We start from the raw sequence: 20,613 nt of genomic DNA, 5'->3' as shown, positions 1-20,613 counted from the left end.
TTAACCCATATTCACCGAAGAGTTTAACATGCTCAGGATATACTTATACCTTATTCTCGCCGCATCGGTTTCCGCGCTGGCGACAGATATGATCGTGCCCGCGCTGCCCCTATTACAAAAAGCGTTTACTACCGATTATTCGGCTATTCAGTTAACCATTAGTGGTTTTCTGGTGATATACGCGGCGAGCCAGTTATTATCAGGATTTCTTGGCGAAAAGCTGGGTAAATTACGCGTACTGACGGCCAGCTTTTTGCTTTTCCTCGCGGGCAGCCTCCTCTGTTTTATGTCCGATAGTTTAATGATGCTGTTGGCCGGCAGGGCGTTACAGGCCCTGGGCGCCGGCGCCGGGCCGGTCCTGTCTAAAGCTATCGCTAAAGAGACGTTCTCCCCGCTAACGCTCAAGCGCGCGCTTTCCGATATTTCTTCCGCCAGCGCGGTGGTTCCTCTTATTGCGCCGCTGGCCGGCGCCGCACTCCTCGGCTATCTGAGCTGGAATTCGATATTCCTGGTTATGGCCCTGTTTAGCGTCGTCACCCTTGTGCTCTCTCCGCGTCGCCTTAAGCAGCATGATGCGGCCGCGGCGCCCTCCTCTTCCGGGTTTATCACCCCGGCATTTATTCAGGGAACGCTGCTGGTTTCGCTGATTCTGAGTTCGCTGTTTTGCTATATCTCGCTGTCGCCGGCCATTTTTATGCAGCAGCTGGGGCTAAGCACCATGCACTACTCGCTGCTCTTTTCTGCTTCCGTATTATTTTTTATTATTGGCAATCAGATCGCAAAATTTGAGCGAATAATTAACCCGTGGATTTTATTTATCCTGAATGCGCTAGCGGTTACCCCATTTATTATCGGCAGCCACTCACTACTATTATGCATCGCCGGCTCGATGATTTTTAACCTCACCCTTGGCGCCTATTACCCGAGCGCGAATTTTATCGCGCTGCAAATCAAAGGCAGCAAAACAGGTATTGCGGCGTCCGTCACCGGATTTATTCAAACGGTGAGCGCCGGCGCCATCAGCTATTTCGCCGTAAAACTAACGGATACCGGTATGGGGTTTGACAGAACCCTCGGTGCAAGCACGTTAACGCTGGCAATTCTGTCTCTTCTGGTAGTCACGACAATGAAGGTAACGCAATGGAAAACTGGCAAAAAAGGAAAATAGACAGGTCGCTAAAATATCAGACCCGGGTATTCTCTGAACATATTAATGAACTGGTCGCGGTAAAAAGGGACGGCAAGGTCATTACCCTCGACGATGGCAGAAAAATGGTGGAATTTGTCTCATGCTCTTATCTTGGGCTAGAGACTCACCCGGCGCTGAAAAAAGCGGTTGTCGACGCCATTGAGCGTTTTGGCGTGCAGGTTTCTGTCGCCAGAACGCGGGTAAAAGTCGATCTGTTCCCGCAGCTGGAAGCACGACTGAACGACATCATGCATGGGGCTCATACTCTGACGTTTAACGCCGTGACCCCTTGCCATATCGCGGTGCTGCCGCTGCTGGCATCCGGGACGCTGCCGCATTTTACGTTCAGCAAAAAACCCTATTTTATTATGGAGAAGACCGCGCACGCGACATTGCAGATCAACCGCGGACTTTTACAGCAGTTTGGGGAAGTCGTCAGAATTGATTTTCAGGATAAGGCGCGGATTGAAGAGGCTTTTCGCTATGCGGCCAGCCAGGGATTAACGCCGATCTCGGTATCAGACAGCGTAGGCTCAATGGGCGGCGTCGCCCCCGTCGCGCATATTGTCCGCATGGCGCATCAGTATGACGGCTACGCGTATATAGACGATGCGCACGGCACCTCTATCTACGGAGAGTACGGTTCCGGATACGTTATGTCATGCCTCGGCCATCGGCTTGACGAGCGTATTATTATCGCCGGCTCGCTGTCTAAAGCCTTTGGCTCACATGGTGGATTTATCGCCTGTCGCGACGCTGAGACCATCAACTTTATTAAGACCTACGGCACAACCTACGCCTTTGGTGGGCCGCCTTCATTGCCTGGAATTGCCGCCTGCGTAGCCGCCGCCGATCTTCACCTGGACGGCACCGTCGCTGCCCGCCAGGAGAAGCTTCAGAACGTCATTCGCTATTTTGATGAAGTTTTCGGTAAGATCGACATCGTTAACCGGGGTACGACGATGCCGATTCGGGGGATCCTGATTGGTAACGAAGATCTCGCCATCACGATGTGCAAAAAACTGCACGATCGCGGCTTCGCGACGACCGTGGCGATGTATCCAACCGTTGAAGAAGGACACGCCATTCTGCGCTGCGCATTGTCGGCGCTCCACGAGAGCGGGCAAATCGACGACTTCCATAAAAACTTCAGAGAATCATTGGCTGAAGCCACGAAATAAATAGCTGCTGCCGGCCTGCTTCGGCAGGCCGCCTACGGATGCTGGTCTCTTTTGGATGTATTGCCGTTTTAGCCTCTCTAATGTCAGCCTCAATCGGTTTGAGTGATTATCTCGAGGATATGCTGAACAAAATTAACCGCGGGGGCTCACGCCCGCTGGCCATATTTTTGACCTATTTTCCTGCCGCGCTGGCCTGTATTTTTGCCCCGCAAGGATTTTTGTCTGCCCTGGCCTTTGCCGGCATCTCGCTGGTGCTGTGGAGTATATTATTGCCGCCTTATTTACTCATTAAGGCCAGGCGTTCCGCACTGCCGGCGGTATATTTTTTCCCGGCAAGTAACTTCATCCTGAAAATGATTATTGCCGTTGGAGCCATACTCTGGCTACGGATGATTTACGCTTTTCTTTAATAAAAAAGAACCGGGATAACCCGAATATTCAAAAACTCCCGGTTTTACCAATCTGACAGCCGAACAATACACCATGGGACCCAATATTCATCGCTATATTCAGGCGTGATGAAAAGCGCCGCGGACTGCGGCGCTTTTCTCTGCTTTCGGACGGTCACGCCAGGCGCTCGTTGAGCAGGCAGGCGAGCGCCTTAATGTTGTTCAGCATGGCGCCGGGCTTCAGGACGGATCCTGAACCAGATCGCATACATGGCGGGCAAGAACACCAGCGTCATGACGGTTCCCCCCAACGTCCCGCCAATCAGGGTATAGGCGAGCGTCCCCCAGAACACCGAATGGGTCAGAGGAATGAACGCCAGAACGGCGGCCATGGCCGTCAGTAAGACGGGCCTGGCTCTCTGCACCGTCGCTTCGATGACCGCATGGTACGGATCGAGACCTTCTTTCTCATTATGGTGAATCTGCCCGATAAGAATCAGCGTATTACGCATCAGAATGCCCGAAAGCGCGATCAGCCCGACGAGGGCGTTGATACCAAATGGCTGATTGAAAAGCAGCAGCGCGGGAACCACGCCGACAAGCCCGAGCGGAGCGGTTAGAAATACCATAACCATGGCCGACATTGAGCGCACCTGCACAATGATGATCAGCAGCGTCAGGGCGATCATGATGGGGAACAGCGGCGCCATCGCCCGGGTGGCTTTAGCCGATTCCTCAATTGAACCCGCCATTTCGATACGGTACCCGGGCGGAAGCGAGTCCACAATCGGCTGCAGCTGTTTCATGATGGAGGCGGAAACGTCCGGAGGCTGAAGATTGTCGGCAATATCCCCCCGCACGGTAATTGTGGGCGTTCTGTCGCGGCGACGCAGTAAAGGATCTTCCATTCTGACCTCCACCTTCCCGATTTGCGCGAGCGGGATGCGCTGGCCCGCATTGCCGACCAGGCTAAACCCTTCAATTTTGGCCGGATCCAGACGTATATCCCCCGCGGCGCGCCCCGTCACCTGCACCGAGCGAATATCTTCCCGCACGGCGGTGATGGGAATGCCCGATAGCAGGAACTGGAGCTGCTGAGCAACGGCATTGGACGTTAAGCCGGTTGCCTGTAGACGGTCCTGATCGAGGGTGAAATGCAGTGTCGGCACGCGCGATCCCCAGTCGGTGTTGACGGTCCTCATCATCGGGCTTGCCTGCAGCACGCCCTTAACCCGGTCCGCGATGTCGCGCAGTGTATCGGTATCCGGCCCCATCACTCGCCAGGCGACCGGGAAAGGGGAATACGGGCCAAACACCAGCTGCGTCACGCGAACGCGTGCTTCAGGCGCCAGTCCGCTGGCCACGGCTTGCCGCAGCCGCAATTTGAGCGCATCGCGTGATGCCTGGCTGTCCGTCAATATCACTATTTTGGCAAACGACGGGTCGGGGAGTTCGGGGGCCATCGCCAGGTAAAAACGCGGTGAACCCTGGCCAATGTAGGCGGTAACTATCCTGGCTTCCGGCTGTTTTTCCAACCAGTCCTCTATTTTGGCCGTTGCCGCGCTGGTCTGCTCAATCGAGGTACCATAGGGCATCTGCACTTCAACGAGCACTTCCGGGCGGTCAGAGGTGGGGAAAAACTGTTTTTTCACCAGCCCCATCCCCATGACCGCCAGCGCGAAAAGCGCGATGACGGAACCGGCCACCAGCCATTTCCTGGCGATAACGCGGGTCAGCAGGCGGCGAAAGCGGTTATAGCGCGGCGTGTCATAGATGGCGGTATGCCCCCCTTCTACCTTTGCGATATCCGGCAGCATTTTCACCCCCAGATAAGGGGTGAAAACAACGGCGACCAGCCATGAGGCAATCAGGGCGAGGCCAACAATCCAGAACATATTGCTGGTGTATTCCCCGGCGGTGGACTGGGCGAAACCATTCGGCATAAAGCCGATAGCCGTGACCAGGGTACCGGCCAGCATGGGCGCGGCGGTATGGCTCCAGGCGTAGGCGGAGGCTTTGATTCTGTCGTAGCCCTCCTCCATTTTCACCACCATCATTTCGATGGCGATTATCGCGTCGTCAACCAGTAAGCCCAGGGCAAGAATCAGGGAGCCCAGCGTCACGCGGTCAAAGTTGATACCGGCGGCCTCCATCACCACAAAAACAACCGCCAGCGTCAGGGGAACCGCCGCCGCGACCACGACCCCCACGCGCCACCCCATGCTGACAAAACAGACCACCATCACCACGAGCAGGGCGACGAAGAATTTGATCATAAACTCATCGACTGCGGCGCTGATATTCACGGACTGATCGGTGACTTTCGTCAGGGTCATCCCCAGCGGCATACTGGCATTGATTTTTGCCGTTTCGGCATCCAGCGCTTTACCCAACGCCAGCCCATTCCAGCCTTCACGCATCACGATCCCCAGCAGCAGCGCCGGTTCATGTTGGTTACGAATCTGCAAAGTGGGCGGGTCTTCATAACCGCGTTCTACCGTTGCCACATCGGACAGCTTGAGCGTTTTACCCTGAGCAATAAATGGCGTATCGCGGATCTTCTGCAATTCATCGAAAGCGCCATCGAGGCGAATAAAGATCTGCGCGCCGCGCGTTTCAATTGAACCTGCCGCGGTTAATGCGTTCTGGTTATTCAGCGCATTGAAAATATCCTGCGGCGAGAGCCCCATGGTAGCCAGACGCTCATGGGAGAAGGAGATATAAATCCGTTCGGCCTGTTCGCCGATAATATTGACTTTCTTGACCCCCGGGACGTGCAGGAGCTGCTGGCGTAACGTTTCGGCATCGCGGACCAGCAGGCGCTGCGGTTCTCCTTTCGCTTTCAGCGCAAACAGGGCGAAAGTGACGTCGGCAAATTCATCATTTATCATCGGCCCCGTCACGCCGGCGGGGAGGTTTCTGCTTTCATCGCCAAGCTTCTTCCGCGCCTGGTAGAACTCTTCCTGCACCTGTGATGGCGGCGTATTGTCCTGGAGTGAGAGCGTGATAAAGGCCATGCCGGGCCGGGTATAGGTTTCCGTGCGGTCATACCATTTGAGCTCCTGCAGGCGTTTTTCCAGCGGCTCAGCCACCTGATCCTGTATCTCCTGCGCGGTCGCGCCGGGCCAGACGGTGATAACCGTCATTTGCTTAACCGTAAAGGGGGGATCCTCCGCTCGCCCGAGGCCAAAAAAGGCGTAAATACCGGCGATGGTCACCAGAATAATCAAAAACAGCGTGACCGAGCGCTCGCGCACCGCAAGCGCTGACAGGTTAAAGCGGCCCTGGCTCATGGTTTATCCCCCGTCCGGGCCGTATCCGGTTGCCCGGCCAGGCGGACAGCCTCACCCTCGTGCAGAAGATGCGCCCCTAGCGCAACGATCTTCTCACCGGGCTTCACCTCGCCCGTTACCTGCGCCTCCTCCTCGCCCACGCTCAGCACCTTGACGGGCTGCCATGCGACCCTGGCTGGCTGCGCGGAGATCCGCCAGACGCCCGGTCCCTTGCCCGCATCATAAAGCGCGGCCAGCGGCACCTGCATGACCTGGCTTTCCCCACTCTGTTTTTTGATGTGCAGCGTTACGGTCGCCCCCAGCGGCGCGTTGGCTAGCGGGCCTTCCAGCACGTACCGCGCCTCAAAGGTACGGGTGGTGGCATCGGCGGCATCGGAAAGCAGGCGCAGTTTTGCGGCGACGGGCTGCGTTTCGTCGCCATAGCGCGTCGCCAGCGCTTCGCTGCCGATGGCAGGGCGCAGCGTCTCCGGCAGCTGTACCAGCGCCTCTCGCTGCCCCGCTCTGGCCAGCCGGATCACCGCCTGCCCGGCACTGACGACCTGACCGGGTTCGGCAAGCGTCTCCATCACCACGCCGTCAGAGTCGGCCAGCAGCACGGCATAGCCCGTGGCATTTTGCGCCACGTTTGCCTGCGCCTGGGCTGCGCTGAGATCCGCTTTCGCGGAATCTGCCGCCGCTTTGATCTGGTCATACTCCGAGGCGGAGACTGCACCAGCGCCAACGAGGCCACGGTAGCGCGCCTCATCGCTGATGGCTTTTCGCGCCCGCGCCCTGGCGGCGTCAACGGCCTGTTGCTGAGCCACGGCCTGCAGCTTCAGGTCGGCGGGATCCAGCCGCATCAGCGGCTGACCGCGCTTAACGGTCTGGCCAGTATCAACAAAGCGTTCAAGGATCTTACCCTGCACTCTAAAACCAAGATCGCTTTGCGTTCTTGCCACCACCACGCCGGTATAGGTGCGAGAGGTATCGTGCGCGAGTTCTACGGATGCGGATCTGACGAGCGGCGGCTGGGTGCGCGGATCGTCACTCGAGGCGTTATCACCGCAGGCCACGAGGGCCAACGGCAGAAGACAAGCGGCAAAGCGGGCTGAATGAAGCCTGAGCATGGGAAACCCTTAATCAAATAACAGGATGGTTTCCGCATTCTCAGACTAGTGACCAATAAAGTCAATGGTCACAAATCAGGGGGCCAGGCTTCTTAAAATCAGCGACGAGAGAAGAACCGCCGCCGTTGGGGCCGTTTCGAGATTAAACTGCAGTTGAACAGGATTGATGAAGGGGCACATCACCATATAAATCGCATAAGTGGCTTCATCAAGGGGGGTTTTCCTTTCGAACTCCCCGGCCTGCCTGCCTTCGACAAGAATGCTCTCAATCAGCTTTAACAGCCGTTCCGCATACCTTTCTGTTGAAGGCCACTTCTCCCGCGAGGCGACGGCGGCAATATCGTAGAGTTTACGATCGTGAAAAAAGAGTTCGCTCCCCGCTTCGGTGAGCGCCCGGAAGAGGCGGCGTAATTTTTCGCTGGCTGACGGCGCGTCAGCCACCGCTGAGAGTACCGCGGCCATGATCATTTCCAGGCGGTTAGCGCAGATCACTTCGCCGATAGCCTGTTTGGATTCGAAAAACTTATAGATATAAGATTTTGAAAAACCGATAGATTTAGCCAGCTCCGCCACGGTGGTTTTTTCATAGCCGTAATGCCCGAAATGCTCAAAGGCAGCGTCGACGATTTGCTCCCGGACGCTGTGATCGAGCGGGCCGCGTGATGGTGGGACGTTCATATTCTTAGTCATTTTTTCAGCTTAGCGTGATGCGCCTTGATTGACAACAAGTGACCATTTTAGAATTAAGTCACGATTTCGACTTGTTTCAGGATCGCGCAATATCATCCTCACAGGTGACGGCACCTGCCCGGAGCGTCCGCGTCAGGCGACATACGCTGTTGGGCCAGATTCGGATGCTCCCCGAGCAAAATTGTATCAGACAAAATCCTTTGCCAACAAAAGCATCGGCTCACCTATGACAGCTTATCTCAATGATGGAAGTGAACGCTACGGCGTGACGCCCGCTTTTCTCAGCAGGCTAAGGCCGTCCTCAGGGCGCTCCCGATGGAGAGTAAGGACGACGGATTTAAACGAAAGTGTTTTTGTTGAAGCGGAAAACCGCTGCGGTTATGACCCAGACACCCTAACGACCACCTTTCCCTTAGCATGGCCCCGGGCAAGATAGTCCAGCGCCTCCTTTGTTTCGGCAAAGGGAAACACCTTGTCGATCGCAGGCCCGATCTGCCCGGATTCGATGAGTTGGCTAATTTGCGCGAGCTGCTCGCCATCGGGGCGGACAAATAAAAACGAATAGCTAAGACCCCGCACTCGTGTAAGACGCAGGATCTTTCGGCTCATCAGCGCAAAGATAAAACGCAAAAAGAAATTTAACCCCCGGTCACGGGCGAACGCGGCATCCAATGGTCCGGTGAGGGAAACAATCTTGCCACCAGGCTTGAGTATTTTAACGGCTTTTTCAATCGAATCTCCCCGGAGAGTGCCGAGTACAATATCGTAGCCGCTCAGCACGTTTTCAAACGTCTGCTTTTTGTAGTCAACCACCTCATCTGCGCCAAGACGACTCACCCACGCAAGGTTGCCTGAACTTGTGGTCGTTCCCACCTTTGCGCCAAGATGCTTTGCCAGCTGGATCGCGAAACTGCCTATTCCTCCGGACCCCGCCGGGATGAACACCTTCTGCCCTGGCTGCAGTCCGGCTCTCTCTGTCAGCGCCTGCCAGGCGGTGAGACTCACCATCGGGAGCGACGCTGCCTGTTCGAAATCCAGGTTTGCGGGTTTCATGGCAGCGAGATTTTCAGGTACTCGCGCAAATTCGGCAAGAGAACCGGTTCCCCTGTCGAAAATACTGGCGAAGATTTCATCGCCTGGCTTAAAACGCGTCACGCGGCTTCCCGTTGCCACAACCACCCCGGACAAGTCGCTGCCCAGCGTTGCGGGAAGTTTAAAAGACAAAATCGGTTTGAACAGGCCGCCAGGAATCACGTTATCAATGGGATTCAGGCCAACGGCGTAAACTTTAACCAGAAGTTCATCAGCCGCGGGGGTGGGATAATCGACGTCATCAAATCCCAGCGCCGGGGATTTACCGTAGCGTTTAAACGTGAAGGCTTTCATGGTGCTGGTTTCCTGGTATTTGTCCTGATATGTTTTCTGGCGCCGCTATTGCCGAGTAAAAAAGCGGTTCCCAGTAACGGCTCGATAAATACGGCAAACAGAATTTGCCCGTTAGCATATCCTTCACGCCGCTCGACGATGCCTGACGCGGCCAGTCGCGAAAATGTCATGATGACTCTCTCGCATCAAGCTGAAGGCTGTTGCGCACGACCTTATCCAGGATTTTTGCAGGCGCGAATCGGAGAATGAAATTCAATTTACCGGCCAGCGATCCTGCCGTGTAGCGGATCTTGGGCCGTAGAGCCTGGGCCGCTTTAACCACCACCTTAGCCACAACCTCCGGACTTTCCGCTTCGGCCATTGCCTTACTGACCACTTTCGTCAGCTTAGCCCGGATAAGGTCATACTCTTCCAGCTTTGCATCCGCTTCTCTGTTATTGGCTTCAAACTGCGTTTTTATGTAGGCAGGTTCGATCACGGAAACCCTGATGCCCTGGGTGCGCAGTTCATGGTCGAGTGCTCCCGTGTACCCTTCGACCGCATGCTTGCTGGCCGCATAAAGCGCGACATACGGCAACGGCACGACCCCGAGAATCGAACCGATATTGATGATGCGCCCGCTGCCCTGACGGCGCATATGAGGGAGCACAGCCCGCGTCAGCCTGACGATGCCCAAAAAGTTGGTATCGAAAATGCTCCAGGCCTGTTCAATAGAGCTTTCTTCCGCGGCGGCTGGCGCGACCCCAAAGCCCGCATTATTGACCAGAATATCGATCCGCCCCTCCAGGCGCAGCAGATCGTCAATAGCGGCCCCGACCGAAGCATCGTCAGTCACATCAAGCGTCAGCAGCGGAAAGCGGTGTGTACCCGCCTGAGAGCCACGCCGGCTGGTGCCATAAACCTTATAACCCGCCGCTAAAAGTTGATGAGCCGTCGCTTCGCCGATGCCTGAAGAAGCGCCTGTCACCAGAGCCACACGTTTATTGTTCATTCTGAGTACGCTCTCAAGATGTTGTTCAGGTTAGCAAGCGTTATCGTCCAGGTTCGTAGGGGTGAAATAAGGGGGAATTCGTCATGTTTCTTCCTCTGCTGGGTAGCGGGTAAAGGCGCAGGATTAATGATGATGATCATCATCTATAAAGTCAACTGGTTTGATTATGATCATCATCAATGTATACTTAGCCTTTGTTTTGAGGGGGGTAAGCCATGAAAGTGTCAAAAGAGCAGGTTCGCGAAAACAGGATGCGAATCGTTGAAACGGCTTCAGAACTTTTTCGTGAGCGCGGTTACGACGGCGTAGGCGTAGCGGAGCTGATGTCAGCGGCTGGCTTAACCCACGGAGGGTTTTACAAACACTTTGGTTCCAAGGCCGATTTATTATCGGAGGCGATGCATTGCGGCTTTACGCGTTCGGCAGAACGTACGGCCGATGTGAGCCGGAAAACGTTTGTGGAGTATTACCTCTCCCGCCAACATCGTGATGACATGGCAAAGGGGTGTGTGATGTCGGCTCTGGGTAGTGACGCCGCGCGTCAATCTGAAGCCATTAAGGCAACCTTTGCGGCTGGCATTGAAGCTCAGCTGGCCACCTTAGCAAATGAGAAAGCCGCGGAAGGCCTTACGCGTGCCGACCTGATCGATACGATTGCGCATCTTGTCGGCGCGCTGGTCCTTTCCCGCGCCTGTCCTGATAGCTCCTCTCTGGCAGATGAAATTCTGGATGTTTGTCGATCGCGCATTCTCAATCAGGATACGCCCGCAAAATAGCGATCGCGCAGAGTCACCGCCGATGAGAATAAGCGCTGAACGTCATCTCAGCGCCTGCTGTTCAGAAAGGTATTTTTGCCGCCATTTAGCCGGAGATACGCCGTACAGCTTCCTGAAGGCTTTAGAAAAATGCAGCTGATTTTCATAGCCTACGGAAATGCCCACGACTTTAATCGCCGTAGCGCTGTTTTTCAGCAGGCTTACTGCGATGTTCATACGAAAATTAAGCAAGTATTCCCTGGGGCCGATACCGTAGGCGCCTTTGAACAATCGGCAGAGGTAGCTGCGATTGATATTGCAATAGGCGGCCAGGCTATCAACCGTCAGATGTTCGTGGTAGCGATTTTCAATTTTTTTGATCGCCCTTTGCAGATGCCGGGTTTTGTCATCAGGGAGGGAAGCCTTTTCGCCGGGCGTATTGCTGATTAGCGAAGAAAAGAAGAGATAGCACAATCCCTGCACCTTCAGCGGATGCTCATCGCCATGTTCGACAATTTGCCGCAGGTAGCCAGAGGCGCTGGAGTCGTCTTTATTCAGGTTGGGTCGATAAACCGGAGATTGCCGGCTAAGATGACACGCCTCGAAAATTCTGGCGGCAATCAGCCCATCGACCTCAAGCCACATATAATGCCACGGATCCCTATTATCAGCGCAGTAGGTTGTCACCTCATGGGGATGGATCAGAAACCCCTCCCCGGCGCCGACAGGAAAAGCGCCAAACTCACTGTAAAATGTGCCGGTTCCACTTATCACATAATGAAATAGGTAATGCTGGCGGACTGCGGGGCCAAAGCGATGTCCCTTATGACAATTCTCCTCGCCGTACTGGTACAAATTCAATTCGATATTGTCGGTATGATTAAGGGTAAAAGTCTTGTGCATCAGTCGCGCTCTCTCTTTTTCACCCACGTTATCAGAGATGCCTGCAGTAAAGTCACCGCGTTTCAGCCAGATTCGGAGCTGGCTCACACTTTCATAGCGACATCATTTTTCGCCATACCAATATCACATTTAGCCATATTTCCTGTTCATGCCGCAGCGTACATTCTGCCTGGTGAAAACAGCAGGAACGGAGAAATACCATGATTAAAGTGACATTTATGGGCGCAGGCAGCACCATTTTCGCCAGGAACGTACTCGGCGACATTATGACGACGCCGGCGTTGAAAGAGGTGGAGATTGCGCTGTACGACATCGACAGCGCCCGTCTCAATGAATCCCTCGCCATGTTGAATAATATCAACCGCAATACCAATGCGGGCAGAGCGAAGATCGCCGCCTACCTTGGCGTTGAGAACCGCCGCGCGGCGTTGAAAAACGCCAATTACGTGGTGAATGCTATTCAGGTTGGCGGCTACGATCCGTGTACCATCACCGATTTCACGATCGCGAAAAAATATGGTCTTCAGCAAACTATTGCCGATACCCTGGGCATTGGCGGTATCTTCCGCGCGCTGCGCACCCTACCCGTGCTGTTTGATTTCGCACGGGATATTGAAGCCGTGTGCCCGGACGCCTGGCTGCTGAACTACACCAATCCGATGGCCACGATAACCGGCGCCATGCTGCGCCATACGGAAGTAAAAACGGTAGGACTGTGCCACAGCGTTCAGGTGTGTGCTGAAACGCTGTTGAAAAGCGTGGATATGCCAACCGACGACGTGCAATTTCATATCGCGGGTATTAATCACATGGCCTGGCTGCTGGACATTCGCCGTCACGGCGAGGATTTGTACCCGGAAATCAAGCGCCGGGCCAGCGCCCTGCAGGGCAAGCATGATGATATGGTGCGCCATGAAATCATGAAAACTTTCGGCTATTACGTCACCGAATCGTCAGAGCACAACGCCGAATACATGCCTTACTGGATCAAACGCAGCTACCCGGAGCTGATTGAACGCTTCAATATCCCGCTGGATGAATATCCGCGCCGGTGTATTGAACAGATTGACCAATGGCAGCAGCAGAAACTGGCGCTGACCCATGACACCAGCCTGACCCACAGCCGTACCCATGAATACGCGTCTTACATCATCGAAGCGATGGAAACCGATCGGCCTTACAAAATTGGCGGTAACGTGCTCAACACCGGTTTGATTACCAACTTACCTTCCGAGGCCTGCGTCGAAGTCCCTTGCCTGGTCGATGGCCAGGGCGTCACGCCGTGCTACGTCGGCAATTTGCCGGAGCAGCTGGCAGCGCTGAACCGGACCAACATCAATACTCAGCTGTTGACCATCGAAGCGGCGGTGACGCGCAAACGCGAAGCCATCTACCATGCCGCCCTGCTCGACCCGCATACTTCCGCAGAGCTGTCGATCGATGACATCCGCAAACTGTGCGACGAACTTATTGAAGCACACGGCAGCTGGCTTCCCGCCTACCATTAATCGCTCTGCTGACCAGCAACCTCCTGATAACTCACCAGGCGCGGCGTTTTCCGCGCCGTTCCCCATGTTTACTCAAAGAACAGGAGGTTTTGTCTTTTCGGCGCTGTCTGTTTTTCTATTTTTTGATAAATCTCTTCGCATCGATTTTTCTGCGGCGGCTTTGCCAGGGCTATCGGAAAGGAGATTAAGATTCAGCCTTACCCGGTACGTAACAGGCTGTTTTGTTTTTCTTGCGATATTCACCGGGCGGCAAATGAAAATGACGCGTAAATAATCGGGTGAATGTTTGCTGCGAGCCATAGCCGTAGCGCAAACCAATACTGTAAATATTCTCATCGGTCTCGCGTAAATCGCGGGCCGCTGAGTCCAGTTTTTTATTACGGATATAGCGCCCGAGGCTCTCGCCTCTATATTGCAAGAACAAACGCTGCAGGTACCATTTGGAATACCCTGAATAACGGGCTATCTGTTCTATACGCAGTGGTTTATGTAAGTTATTGTCGATCCAGTCAATGATGACGGCTATCACTGTTTCGGAAATAAACATGTCGCCTCCCCTTCTGAATGCTGCCGGTTTTATCAAGATAGTTTTTGCGTAAGGTATGCACATCATGTTGTCACCGGCACAGCGTGAAGCTCAGGGCACTAATAACCCTTTCATTATCAACGACAGACCGAATTCGAACGCAGTATCCGGATGGGGATAAACCAGCGATTCGATAGAGGGACTTCCTGGCGATGTCTTTGATAAAATTTGCTTACCATCACCGCCCGAGCGGGACTGCTCCTCTAATACGCATCCCAGGGTGTATTCACTCAGAGTGAGTAATATCATTGCGGCGTCGGCCTCAGTGAAACCGACGCGCGCAAGATACGCCACCTTGGGACGAAACGTATCCCCTCCCACCCGGGCCGGTGATGTCCCGGCATGTAACAGGGCGCCGTCCCGATGGGCGAGCAGAGCGCGCCGGAAACTACGGGCGTTTTCCGCCAGCCAGTTTGCCCATTCAGCAATGTCTTCGGGGACAGGCAGGGAATGGTGTTTGGCTAAAACCGCGGAAGCCATTTCTTCAAGTAAACTGGCCTTGTTCTTGAAATGCCAGTACAACGTCGCTGATTCCACCCCCAGTTTTTGTGCCAGCTTACGGGTCGTAATCGCTTCCAGGCCGACCTCATCTAATAATGCTAATGCTGCCTCAATCACCTGATCTCGCTGGATTTTCGCCATGATATTCCCCCTTTATTGATGCATCAAACCGGCCAGTGGTCTGTGAAGCGCCATTTTGTCTGAACTCAGCGCCTGACGGAATCTTTAATGCAAATAAATCTATCATTGATAGGTTTATTGATCAATGATAGATTTCTTCGCTCATCGTCCTTAGAGGGCTTTTTATGAATATCAATCAAGACAAGCGGGTCAAGGAAACGACCCATCCACGACCGATAAACGCCATACCTCCGACGCTGTGGATGCAGGCGGCCATCATTACCCTGGGGGCGTTTGCAACGATGCTCTCATCAACGATGCTGAGCGCGGCGCTGCCCGCGATGGCCGCCGGCCTTGGCGTGACGGACACGGCAATACAATGGATAGCAACGGCGTATCTTATGGCCCTTGCGGCAGGCGTTCCGCTTAGCGCATGGGCGGCCAGGCGGTTTGGCGCTACGCAGCTTTGGCTCTATGGCCTTATTTTATTTGCGATTTTTTCGGCAGTTTGCGCCCTTTCCCCGCGTTTTGAGCTGCTGCTTGCCGCAAGAGTTATGCAAGGCCTGGCAGGGGGATTACTCGTACCGGCAGGGCAAACGATCCTTGGTCTGGTCGTCGGACGCGAACGTCTGGGGCGGGTGATTGGCACGATTGGCGTGGCGATCGTCATTGCTCCTTTGTTGGGAACATCGCTGGGCGCGGTCCTGCTTGAAATCTGCGGATGGCGAGGATTATTTTGGATCACGGTGCCGTTCTGTCTGTGCGCCTGTCTTGCCGGATGGAAGCTGCTTCCCCGTCCAACAATAAAAACTGACAGGCCCCTCTCCCTGGACTGGCTGGGACTGGCGCTGGTCTTCTGCAGCCTGCCGATGCTGATGGAAGGCATGAAAGAGCTCAGCCTGAATAGTGGTAAATATGGCTGGAACGTCATCATGCTCAGCGTGGGCGCCCTGTTCACCTGCTTGTTTATTTATCGCTCTTTGCGCATTGAGTCCCCCTTACTGCATCTCGAGCTTTTCAAGCATCGGGGTTTCACTTTATCTGCCGTATTGATGGCTATCGGCGGCGCGGTGAATTTTGGCGGTCAGTTCCTGCTTCCTTTATATTTCCGCGACGTTTGCCATGTAACGCTTGCTGAAGTGGGCCTGCTTCTCACCCCTCAGTTAATCGGCTCGGCGATAGGATTTCCGGTGGCCGGCTACTTCGCTGACAAGCTGGGGCCACGAACGGTGCTTATCATTGGCGGTTTGCTCGCGGCATTTGCCACATTGCCACTGGCAATGATTGATGCGGGAAGTCGCTATACGCTTGTGGGGGGCGCAATAGCGATCAGAGGGTTCGGTTTAGCCCTGGCAACGGTGCCCGCGATGGCTGCGGGCCTGGCTATGGCTGGCAGCCGTCACGTCGCTGATGCCGCACCTGTTCTGAATATCTTCCAGCGCGTTGGGGCGATGGCGGGCGCGGCGCTGGTGACCGCCTGCTACGTCAGATTTGCCCATACCCGGGGGAGCTTAGCCGCGTTTCACCACGCCGGGTGGCTACTTACCGGCGGGGCCGTACTGCTCGCGCTTTGCGCATTATTTATGGTGAACCATTCCACTTTAACAACGCCGGAAGAATAAACCCGTTATACAGAAAATGAATCGCTGTCAGACCCGATCCCAATGCCTGCTGGTTAAATTTGCAGTAATGGATTTCGTTGCCTGCAAAATAAACAATTCGGAGCGGCTGATAGGCAGTCATGCCAGCCCGATGCGAACCGGCTGGCATGGCGCACTCTCGCTGGCTAAATCGCGCCGATCAATCCCCCATCAACCCGAATCACCGCGCCGGTAATGTAGCTGGCAGGCTGGCTTGCCAGAAACGCAGCGACGGCGCCGTACTCCTGCGGTTCGCCATAGCGCCCGGCCGGAATGCTCTGACGACTCTTTTCGGCGACCGCTTCCGCACTGCTGTTTTCCCGTTGCGCCTTGAGAGCATCCAGCTGACTGACGCGGTCGGTCGCGATGCGCCCTGGCACCATCACATTCACCGTCACGCCGTCGCCAGCCACTTCGCTGGCGAGGGTTTTCGACCAGCCGAGCAGGCTCATGCGCAGCGCGTTCGACAGGGCGAGTCCGGGAATGGGGGTTATCACGCCGGATGAAGTGGTGGTAATAATGCGTCCCCAGCCGCGGCTGCGCATGCCGGGCAGGAGTTTATCGGTGAGCTGAATCAACGAGGCGACCATGACTGAAAACTGCTGTTGCCAGACTGCGCCATCCGTCCCCTGCGCCGGTGCGGGCGGCGGACCACCGGAGTTGTTAACCAGAATATCGATATCGCCCCACCGCTCGCGGATATCGGCAATCACTCGATCAAACTGCTCCGGGGCGGCGAGATCCAACCGCCAGGCGCGGGCAGTACCGCCCAATAAGGTGATACGTTCCACCGTTTGCGCCAGTTTTTCCGCGCTGCGGCCGGTGACCGCCACCTTCACCCCTTCCTGCGCCAGCGACAGGGCAATAGCCTGTCCCAGACCACTGCCGGCACCGCAGACCAGCGCCACACGTTGTTGTATCTGAAAATCCATAAGTGCTCCTGATTGTATTTTCAGAAGCAATATGTGCAAGAGCGATGCCAGTTATGCGCGGGCGTTTTTAACATTGACCTGGTCAAAGGCGTATTGCAGATGCGTTCTCATCAACTCTGCCGCCAGTTCCGGCTTGTTCTCTCGCAGAGCATCTATGATGGCAACATGCTCTTCACACCACGCTTTTACGCGGCGCTTATTGTGATAGCTGCCAAACTCCAGCAGACGGCGCAGCCGGTTTTGTTGCTGAATGGCCTGTAACACGAACAGGTTGCCGCTGGCTTCTGCCAGCAGCTCGTGAAACTCAGCGTCGGTTTCGAAAATCTCTTTTGCCGGCACCTGCGTAATGTCCGGGTGGGTGATGAGCCGCAGATGCCGGGCGCGCAGGCGTTTAAGCATCTGTCTGTCCACATGCAGGCCGGGCGTCAGCAGCGCCGTCGGTTCAATCATCAGGCGAAAACCGTAGCTGTTGCGCAGGGCGACATCGGAGTTGAGGGTTTGCAGGAAGCGCCAGCCGTGCCCCGCGTTACGGGCAATCAGGCCGTCCTCCGATAGCTTGACCAGCGTACGGGTCAGCACGCCGCGATCGACATCATAGCGCTGGCTGATTTCGGTCTGGGTAAACGATTCCGGCAGCGCACCCGCAATACGATCGTGTACCAGCTGCTCGTACAGCTTCTGGTCATTGCTCTTGGACTGCTCAATCTCCAGCAGCTCCAGCTCATTGCTGCGTTTAAGCAGGAAAAAGCCCTGATTCGGACGCGCTTCAACCGCCCCCATTCGGGTCAACTCTTTTAGCCCGGCGCGCACCGGCGTACGCGACACGCCCAGCGCATCGGCAAGATGTTGCTCCCGTAAATGATGACCTGGATCGAATTTTGCTTCGGATATCAGGTCGAGTATTTGCCGGGCAATCCGGCGACTGCTCGCAGTGGAGTCAGGCTGCATGGAGAACGGTTCCCTGAAATGCATTGTTGTGATCGATATATACAATATCACGGGCAACAAAACGCAGCAAAACAAAGCAAGGACTGCACGATTAGCGTGCAATACGCACCAGGATGAGACATTTTTTCACACGCTTGATTGTATTTATTGACTCAATAAATTCAATTTAAATCTTAACCAGGAGACGACTATGTCCAGCAATTCTTTACTGTTTCGCCGCGTGCGTACCTTGATGTTCGCACTGACCGCACTTCCGCTGGTAAGCCATGCTGCGGTGGAAACCATCGCCCCGGGCAAGCTGACCTACGGCACGGCGGCGACGTTTATGCCTTTTGAGTTCGTGAAAGAGGGCAAGCTCACCGGCTTCGATATCGACCTGATTAACGCGCTAAGCAAAGAGATCCAACTGGCGCCTGCGCCGATGCCGATGGAGTTCAAAGGGCTTATCCCAGCGCTGCAGGGGAAACGTCTCGATATCATCAACTCCGCCATGTACGTCAACCCGACCCGTGCCGCGCAGGTCGACTTCGTGCCATATCTGAAAATCGGCAGCCGCGTGGTGGTGAGCAAAGGTAACCCGGCAAAAATCACCGGACGCGACCTGAGCCTCTGCGGCAAAAACATCGCCGTGACGCTCGGCGGGATCGAAGAGAGCCAGGCCCGGGCAGACAACCAGCGCTGCCTGGACGCCAAAAAACCGGCCATTAACGTCATGACCTTCCCCGCCGCCACCGACTCCGCCGTCGCCGTCGCCCAGGGCCGCGCCGATGCCGAGTTCCTCTCCACGCCGGGGACCGTCGCCCTGTTAACCGAAAAAGCGGGCATGTTTGCCGCGGTTGGTGACGAATTCGAAGCGGATACCCATATCGCGTTTGCCGTGCGTAAAGGCGACACCGAAACCCGGGCCCTGCTGGAGAAAGGTCTCCAGGGTCTCGTCAAAAATGGCACCTATAAGCAATTGATTGAGAAGTGGAACTTCCCTGACTCCGTTGCCCTTTTCTAAACCGTTTTGCCATTAACCGGAGAAAGCTATGTCGATCGAACTAATGTGGCAGTACTTCCTCTCACCCGAGTTTGTTCAGGGTGCGTGGATGACGCTACTGATTACCCTCTGCTCACTGTTGTGTGGCGTGGTGCTGGGCCTGGTGTTGGCGCTGTTGCAGGAAGCGCCGTTTCGCGCCGGGAGAGGGCTGGCCTTTTTCTACCTGTGGCTGTTTCGCGGGACGCCAGTGCTGTTCCAGATAATCTTTGTCTACAACGTGCTGCCAGGCTTCGGCTTACGCTTCTCCGCGTTTACCTGTGCAGTGCTGGCGCTTTCGCTTAATGAAGGCGCCTACATGGCGGAAATTCTGCGCTCTGGCCTGCAGGCCGTAAAAAGCGGCCAGCGCACCGCCGGCATGGCGCTCGGGATGACCCACGGGCAGATCATGCGAAAAATCGTGCTGCCTCAGGCCGCACGCATCGTTCTGCCGCCGATGGGTAACCAGATGATCAGCATGCTGAAATCGAGCGCGCTGGTGTCGGTTATCGCCGTTCAGGAGCTGCTGCTGGTCGCCAACCAGACCGCCAGCGCCAGCTTCCGCTACTTCGAAGCGCTTTGCGCCGCCGGTCTCTATTACCTGCTGCTCACCAGCCTGTTCATGATCTTCCAGTCGTGGCTTGAAAGCGTACTGGATCCCAAACAGCGGCGCAGCAAGAGCCAGAAGCGACTGACCCGCCTGTTTAAATTACCGAAAATCGCCCGGGAGGAACCATGAGCGAGAAACCGCTGCTGGAGATGATCGGCATTGATAAGACTTTTGGTCGCCAGACCGTGCTCAAGAACTGCTCACTTGAGGTGCAGCGCGGGGAAACCGTGGTGCTGATTGGGCCATCGGGCTCGGGAAAATCCACCCTGCTACGCTGCGTCAATATGCTCTCACCTGCCGACAGCGGCGACGTCTTTTTCGCCAGCCAGCACATCAGCCGGGGCGAAGTGCCGGTGCACAAACTGCGTCAGCGTATTGGCATGGTGTTCCAGAACTACGAGCTGTTCTCGCACCTGACGGCGGCGGAAAACATCATGCTGGCCCCAATGACGGTGCTGGGGATGAACCGCATTGATGCCCGCACGCTGGCGGACAACCTGCTGGCGAAGGTGCGCATCAACGAACGCGCGGACCACTTTCCGGACGAGCTCTCCGGCGGCCAGCAGCAGCGCGTGGCGATTGCCCGTGCCCTGGCGATGAAGCCCGAGCTGATGCTCTATGACGAACCCACCTCAGCTCTCGACCCGGAGATGATCCGCGAAGTGCTGGAAGTGATGGCAGAGCTCAGCGCGGAAGGGATGACCAGCATGGTGGTGACCCACGAGATGGGCTTCGCCCGGCGGGCCGCCAACAACATTCTTTTTATGGAAGACGGCGAAATTATCGATCGCGCCAGCACCGGTGATTTCTTCGCCGGCCACGTCAGCGAGCGCGCGCAGCGCTTCCTGACGCAAATATTACATTAAT

The 20,613-nt window shown here is 55.5% G+C and carries 19 protein-coding genes; 9 read left to right on the top strand and 10 right to left on the bottom strand.

Annotated elements, in window-relative coordinates:
• Positions 1 to 28 precede the first annotated feature (28 nt).
• The 3 genes from CDA56_RS28770 to CDA56_RS28760 are packed head-to-tail and all read left to right on the top strand — an operon-like array spanning position 29 to position 2,780.
• The gene (locus tag CDA56_RS28770) at positions 29 to 1,168 is read left to right on the top strand and encodes an MFS transporter (protein ID WP_064375160.1); all 1,140 of its coding nucleotides are present in this window, start codon (positions 29 to 31) and stop codon (positions 1,166 to 1,168) included.
• On the top strand, positions 1,141 to 2,370 hold the full coding sequence (locus CDA56_RS28765; protein ID WP_103815026.1) for an 8-amino-7-oxononanoate synthase family protein: 1,230 nt from the start codon (positions 1,141 to 1,143) through the stop codon (positions 2,368 to 2,370). The genes CDA56_RS28770 and CDA56_RS28765 overlap by 28 nt, the downstream gene beginning before the upstream one ends.
• 38 nt (positions 2,371 to 2,408) lie before the next feature.
• Positions 2,409 to 2,780, top strand: coding sequence for an aromatic amino acid transport family protein (locus CDA56_RS28760; protein WP_227632979.1), 372 nt, complete (start codon positions 2,409 to 2,411; stop codon positions 2,778 to 2,780).
• A gap of 191 nt (positions 2,781 to 2,971) precedes the next feature.
• On the opposite strand, the gene CDA56_RS28755 is transcribed toward CDA56_RS28760, so the two are convergent.
• The 5 genes from CDA56_RS28755 to CDA56_RS28735 form a co-directional block, all read right to left on the bottom strand.
• Positions 2,972 to 6,052 carry an efflux RND transporter permease subunit gene (locus CDA56_RS28755; RefSeq protein WP_103815024.1) on the bottom strand — a complete coding sequence of 1,027 codons (3,081 nt, stop codon included), beginning with the start codon at positions 6,050 to 6,052 and terminating at the stop codon, positions 2,972 to 2,974.
• Positions 6,049 to 7,158: an efflux RND transporter periplasmic adaptor subunit gene (locus CDA56_RS28750; protein WP_025106191.1), complete on the bottom strand. Its 1,110-nt coding sequence runs from the start codon at positions 7,156 to 7,158 to the stop codon at positions 6,049 to 6,051. The genes CDA56_RS28755 and CDA56_RS28750 overlap by 4 nt, the downstream gene beginning before the upstream one ends.
• 75 nt (positions 7,159 to 7,233) lie before the next feature.
• Complete coding sequence (locus CDA56_RS28745) at positions 7,234 to 7,848, bottom strand: TetR/AcrR family transcriptional regulator (protein WP_025106190.1); 615 nt, start codon at positions 7,846 to 7,848, stop codon at positions 7,234 to 7,236.
• 378 nt (positions 7,849 to 8,226) lie between these two features.
• Positions 8,227 to 9,234: an NADP-dependent oxidoreductase gene (locus CDA56_RS28740; RefSeq protein WP_014228709.1), complete on the bottom strand. Its 1,008-nt coding sequence runs from the start codon at positions 9,232 to 9,234 to the stop codon at positions 8,227 to 8,229.
• Positions 9,235 to 9,400: 166 nt separating this feature from the next.
• Positions 9,401 to 10,225 carry an oxidoreductase gene (locus CDA56_RS28735; protein ID WP_014228708.1) on the bottom strand — a complete coding sequence of 275 codons (825 nt, stop codon included), beginning with the start codon at positions 10,223 to 10,225 and terminating at the stop codon, positions 9,401 to 9,403.
• 215 nt (positions 10,226 to 10,440) lie between these two features.
• Between CDA56_RS28735 and CDA56_RS28730 the strand changes: the two genes are divergently transcribed.
• Entirely contained in the window at positions 10,441 to 11,001 is a 561-nt protein-coding gene (locus tag CDA56_RS28730; RefSeq protein WP_014228707.1) for a TetR/AcrR family transcriptional regulator, read from the top strand.
• A gap of 42 nt (positions 11,002 to 11,043) precedes the next feature.
• On the opposite strand, the gene CDA56_RS28725 is transcribed toward CDA56_RS28730, so the two are convergent.
• Positions 11,044 to 11,883: an AraC family transcriptional regulator gene (locus tag CDA56_RS28725; RefSeq protein WP_103815050.1), complete on the bottom strand. Its 840-nt coding sequence runs from the start codon at positions 11,881 to 11,883 to the stop codon at positions 11,044 to 11,046.
• A gap of 200 nt (positions 11,884 to 12,083) precedes the next feature.
• Here CDA56_RS28725 and melA point away from each other — a divergent pair, with 200 nt between their 5' ends.
• Positions 12,084 to 13,391: an alpha-glucosidase/alpha-galactosidase gene (gene melA, locus CDA56_RS28720; protein ID WP_032749714.1), complete on the top strand. Its 1,308-nt coding sequence runs from the start codon at positions 12,084 to 12,086 to the stop codon at positions 13,389 to 13,391.
• 184 nt (positions 13,392 to 13,575) lie between these two features.
• Here the strand turns inward: melA and CDA56_RS28715 are convergent, their stop codons facing one another.
• A complete protein-coding gene (locus tag CDA56_RS28715; protein WP_014838008.1) occupies positions 13,576 to 13,938 on the bottom strand; it encodes a RamA family antibiotic efflux transcriptional regulator in 363 nt (120 codons plus the stop codon).
• A 90-nt stretch (positions 13,939 to 14,028) separates the two neighbouring features.
• Positions 14,029 to 14,619 carry a TetR/AcrR family transcriptional regulator C-terminal domain-containing protein gene (locus tag CDA56_RS28710; RefSeq protein ID WP_064358342.1) on the bottom strand — a complete coding sequence of 197 codons (591 nt, stop codon included), beginning with the start codon at positions 14,617 to 14,619 and terminating at the stop codon, positions 14,029 to 14,031.
• Between the two features lie 164 nt (positions 14,620 to 14,783).
• Here CDA56_RS28710 and CDA56_RS28705 point away from each other — a divergent pair, with 164 nt between their 5' ends.
• Entirely contained in the window at positions 14,784 to 16,220 is a 1,437-nt protein-coding gene (locus tag CDA56_RS28705; protein ID WP_103815022.1) for a DHA2 family efflux MFS transporter permease subunit, read from the top strand.
• Positions 16,221 to 16,384: 164 nt separating this feature from the next.
• On the opposite strand, the gene CDA56_RS28700 is transcribed toward CDA56_RS28705, so the two are convergent.
• Both CDA56_RS28700 and CDA56_RS28695 read right to left on the bottom strand, forming a co-directional pair.
• Positions 16,385 to 17,170, bottom strand: coding sequence for an SDR family oxidoreductase (locus CDA56_RS28700; RefSeq protein ID WP_025106183.1), 786 nt, complete (start codon positions 17,168 to 17,170; stop codon positions 16,385 to 16,387).
• Positions 17,171 to 17,221: 51 nt separating this feature from the next.
• Positions 17,222 to 18,118 (bottom strand): GntR family transcriptional regulator, encoded by an 897-nt coding sequence (locus tag CDA56_RS28695; RefSeq protein ID WP_014838004.1) that lies wholly within the window; start codon positions 18,116 to 18,118, stop codon positions 17,222 to 17,224.
• A 190-nt stretch (positions 18,119 to 18,308) separates the two neighbouring features.
• Between CDA56_RS28695 and CDA56_RS28690 the strand changes: the two genes are divergently transcribed.
• Genes CDA56_RS28690 through CDA56_RS28680 form a run of 3 tightly spaced genes read left to right on the top strand, consistent with a single transcriptional unit; the run spans position 18,309 to position 20,612 of the window.
• Complete coding sequence (locus CDA56_RS28690; protein ID WP_025106182.1) at positions 18,309 to 19,121, top strand: ABC transporter substrate-binding protein; 813 nt, start codon at positions 18,309 to 18,311, stop codon at positions 19,119 to 19,121.
• A 28-nt stretch (positions 19,122 to 19,149) separates the two neighbouring features.
• Positions 19,150 to 19,875, top strand: coding sequence for an amino acid ABC transporter permease (locus CDA56_RS28685; RefSeq protein WP_025106181.1), 726 nt, complete (start codon positions 19,150 to 19,152; stop codon positions 19,873 to 19,875).
• Positions 19,872 to 20,612 carry an amino acid ABC transporter ATP-binding protein gene (locus tag CDA56_RS28680; RefSeq protein WP_004849580.1) on the top strand — a complete coding sequence of 247 codons (741 nt, stop codon included), beginning with the start codon at positions 19,872 to 19,874 and terminating at the stop codon, positions 20,610 to 20,612. The genes CDA56_RS28685 and CDA56_RS28680 overlap by 4 nt, the downstream gene beginning before the upstream one ends.
• Position 20,613 lies beyond the last annotated feature (1 nt).

Source organism: Klebsiella michiganensis (assembly GCF_002925905.1).
Lineage (GTDB): Bacteria > Pseudomonadota > Gammaproteobacteria > Enterobacterales > Enterobacteriaceae > Klebsiella > Klebsiella michiganensis.
The sequence above is the reverse complement of the archived record's forward strand: the minus strand, read 5'-3'. Positions and strand labels throughout refer to the sequence as shown.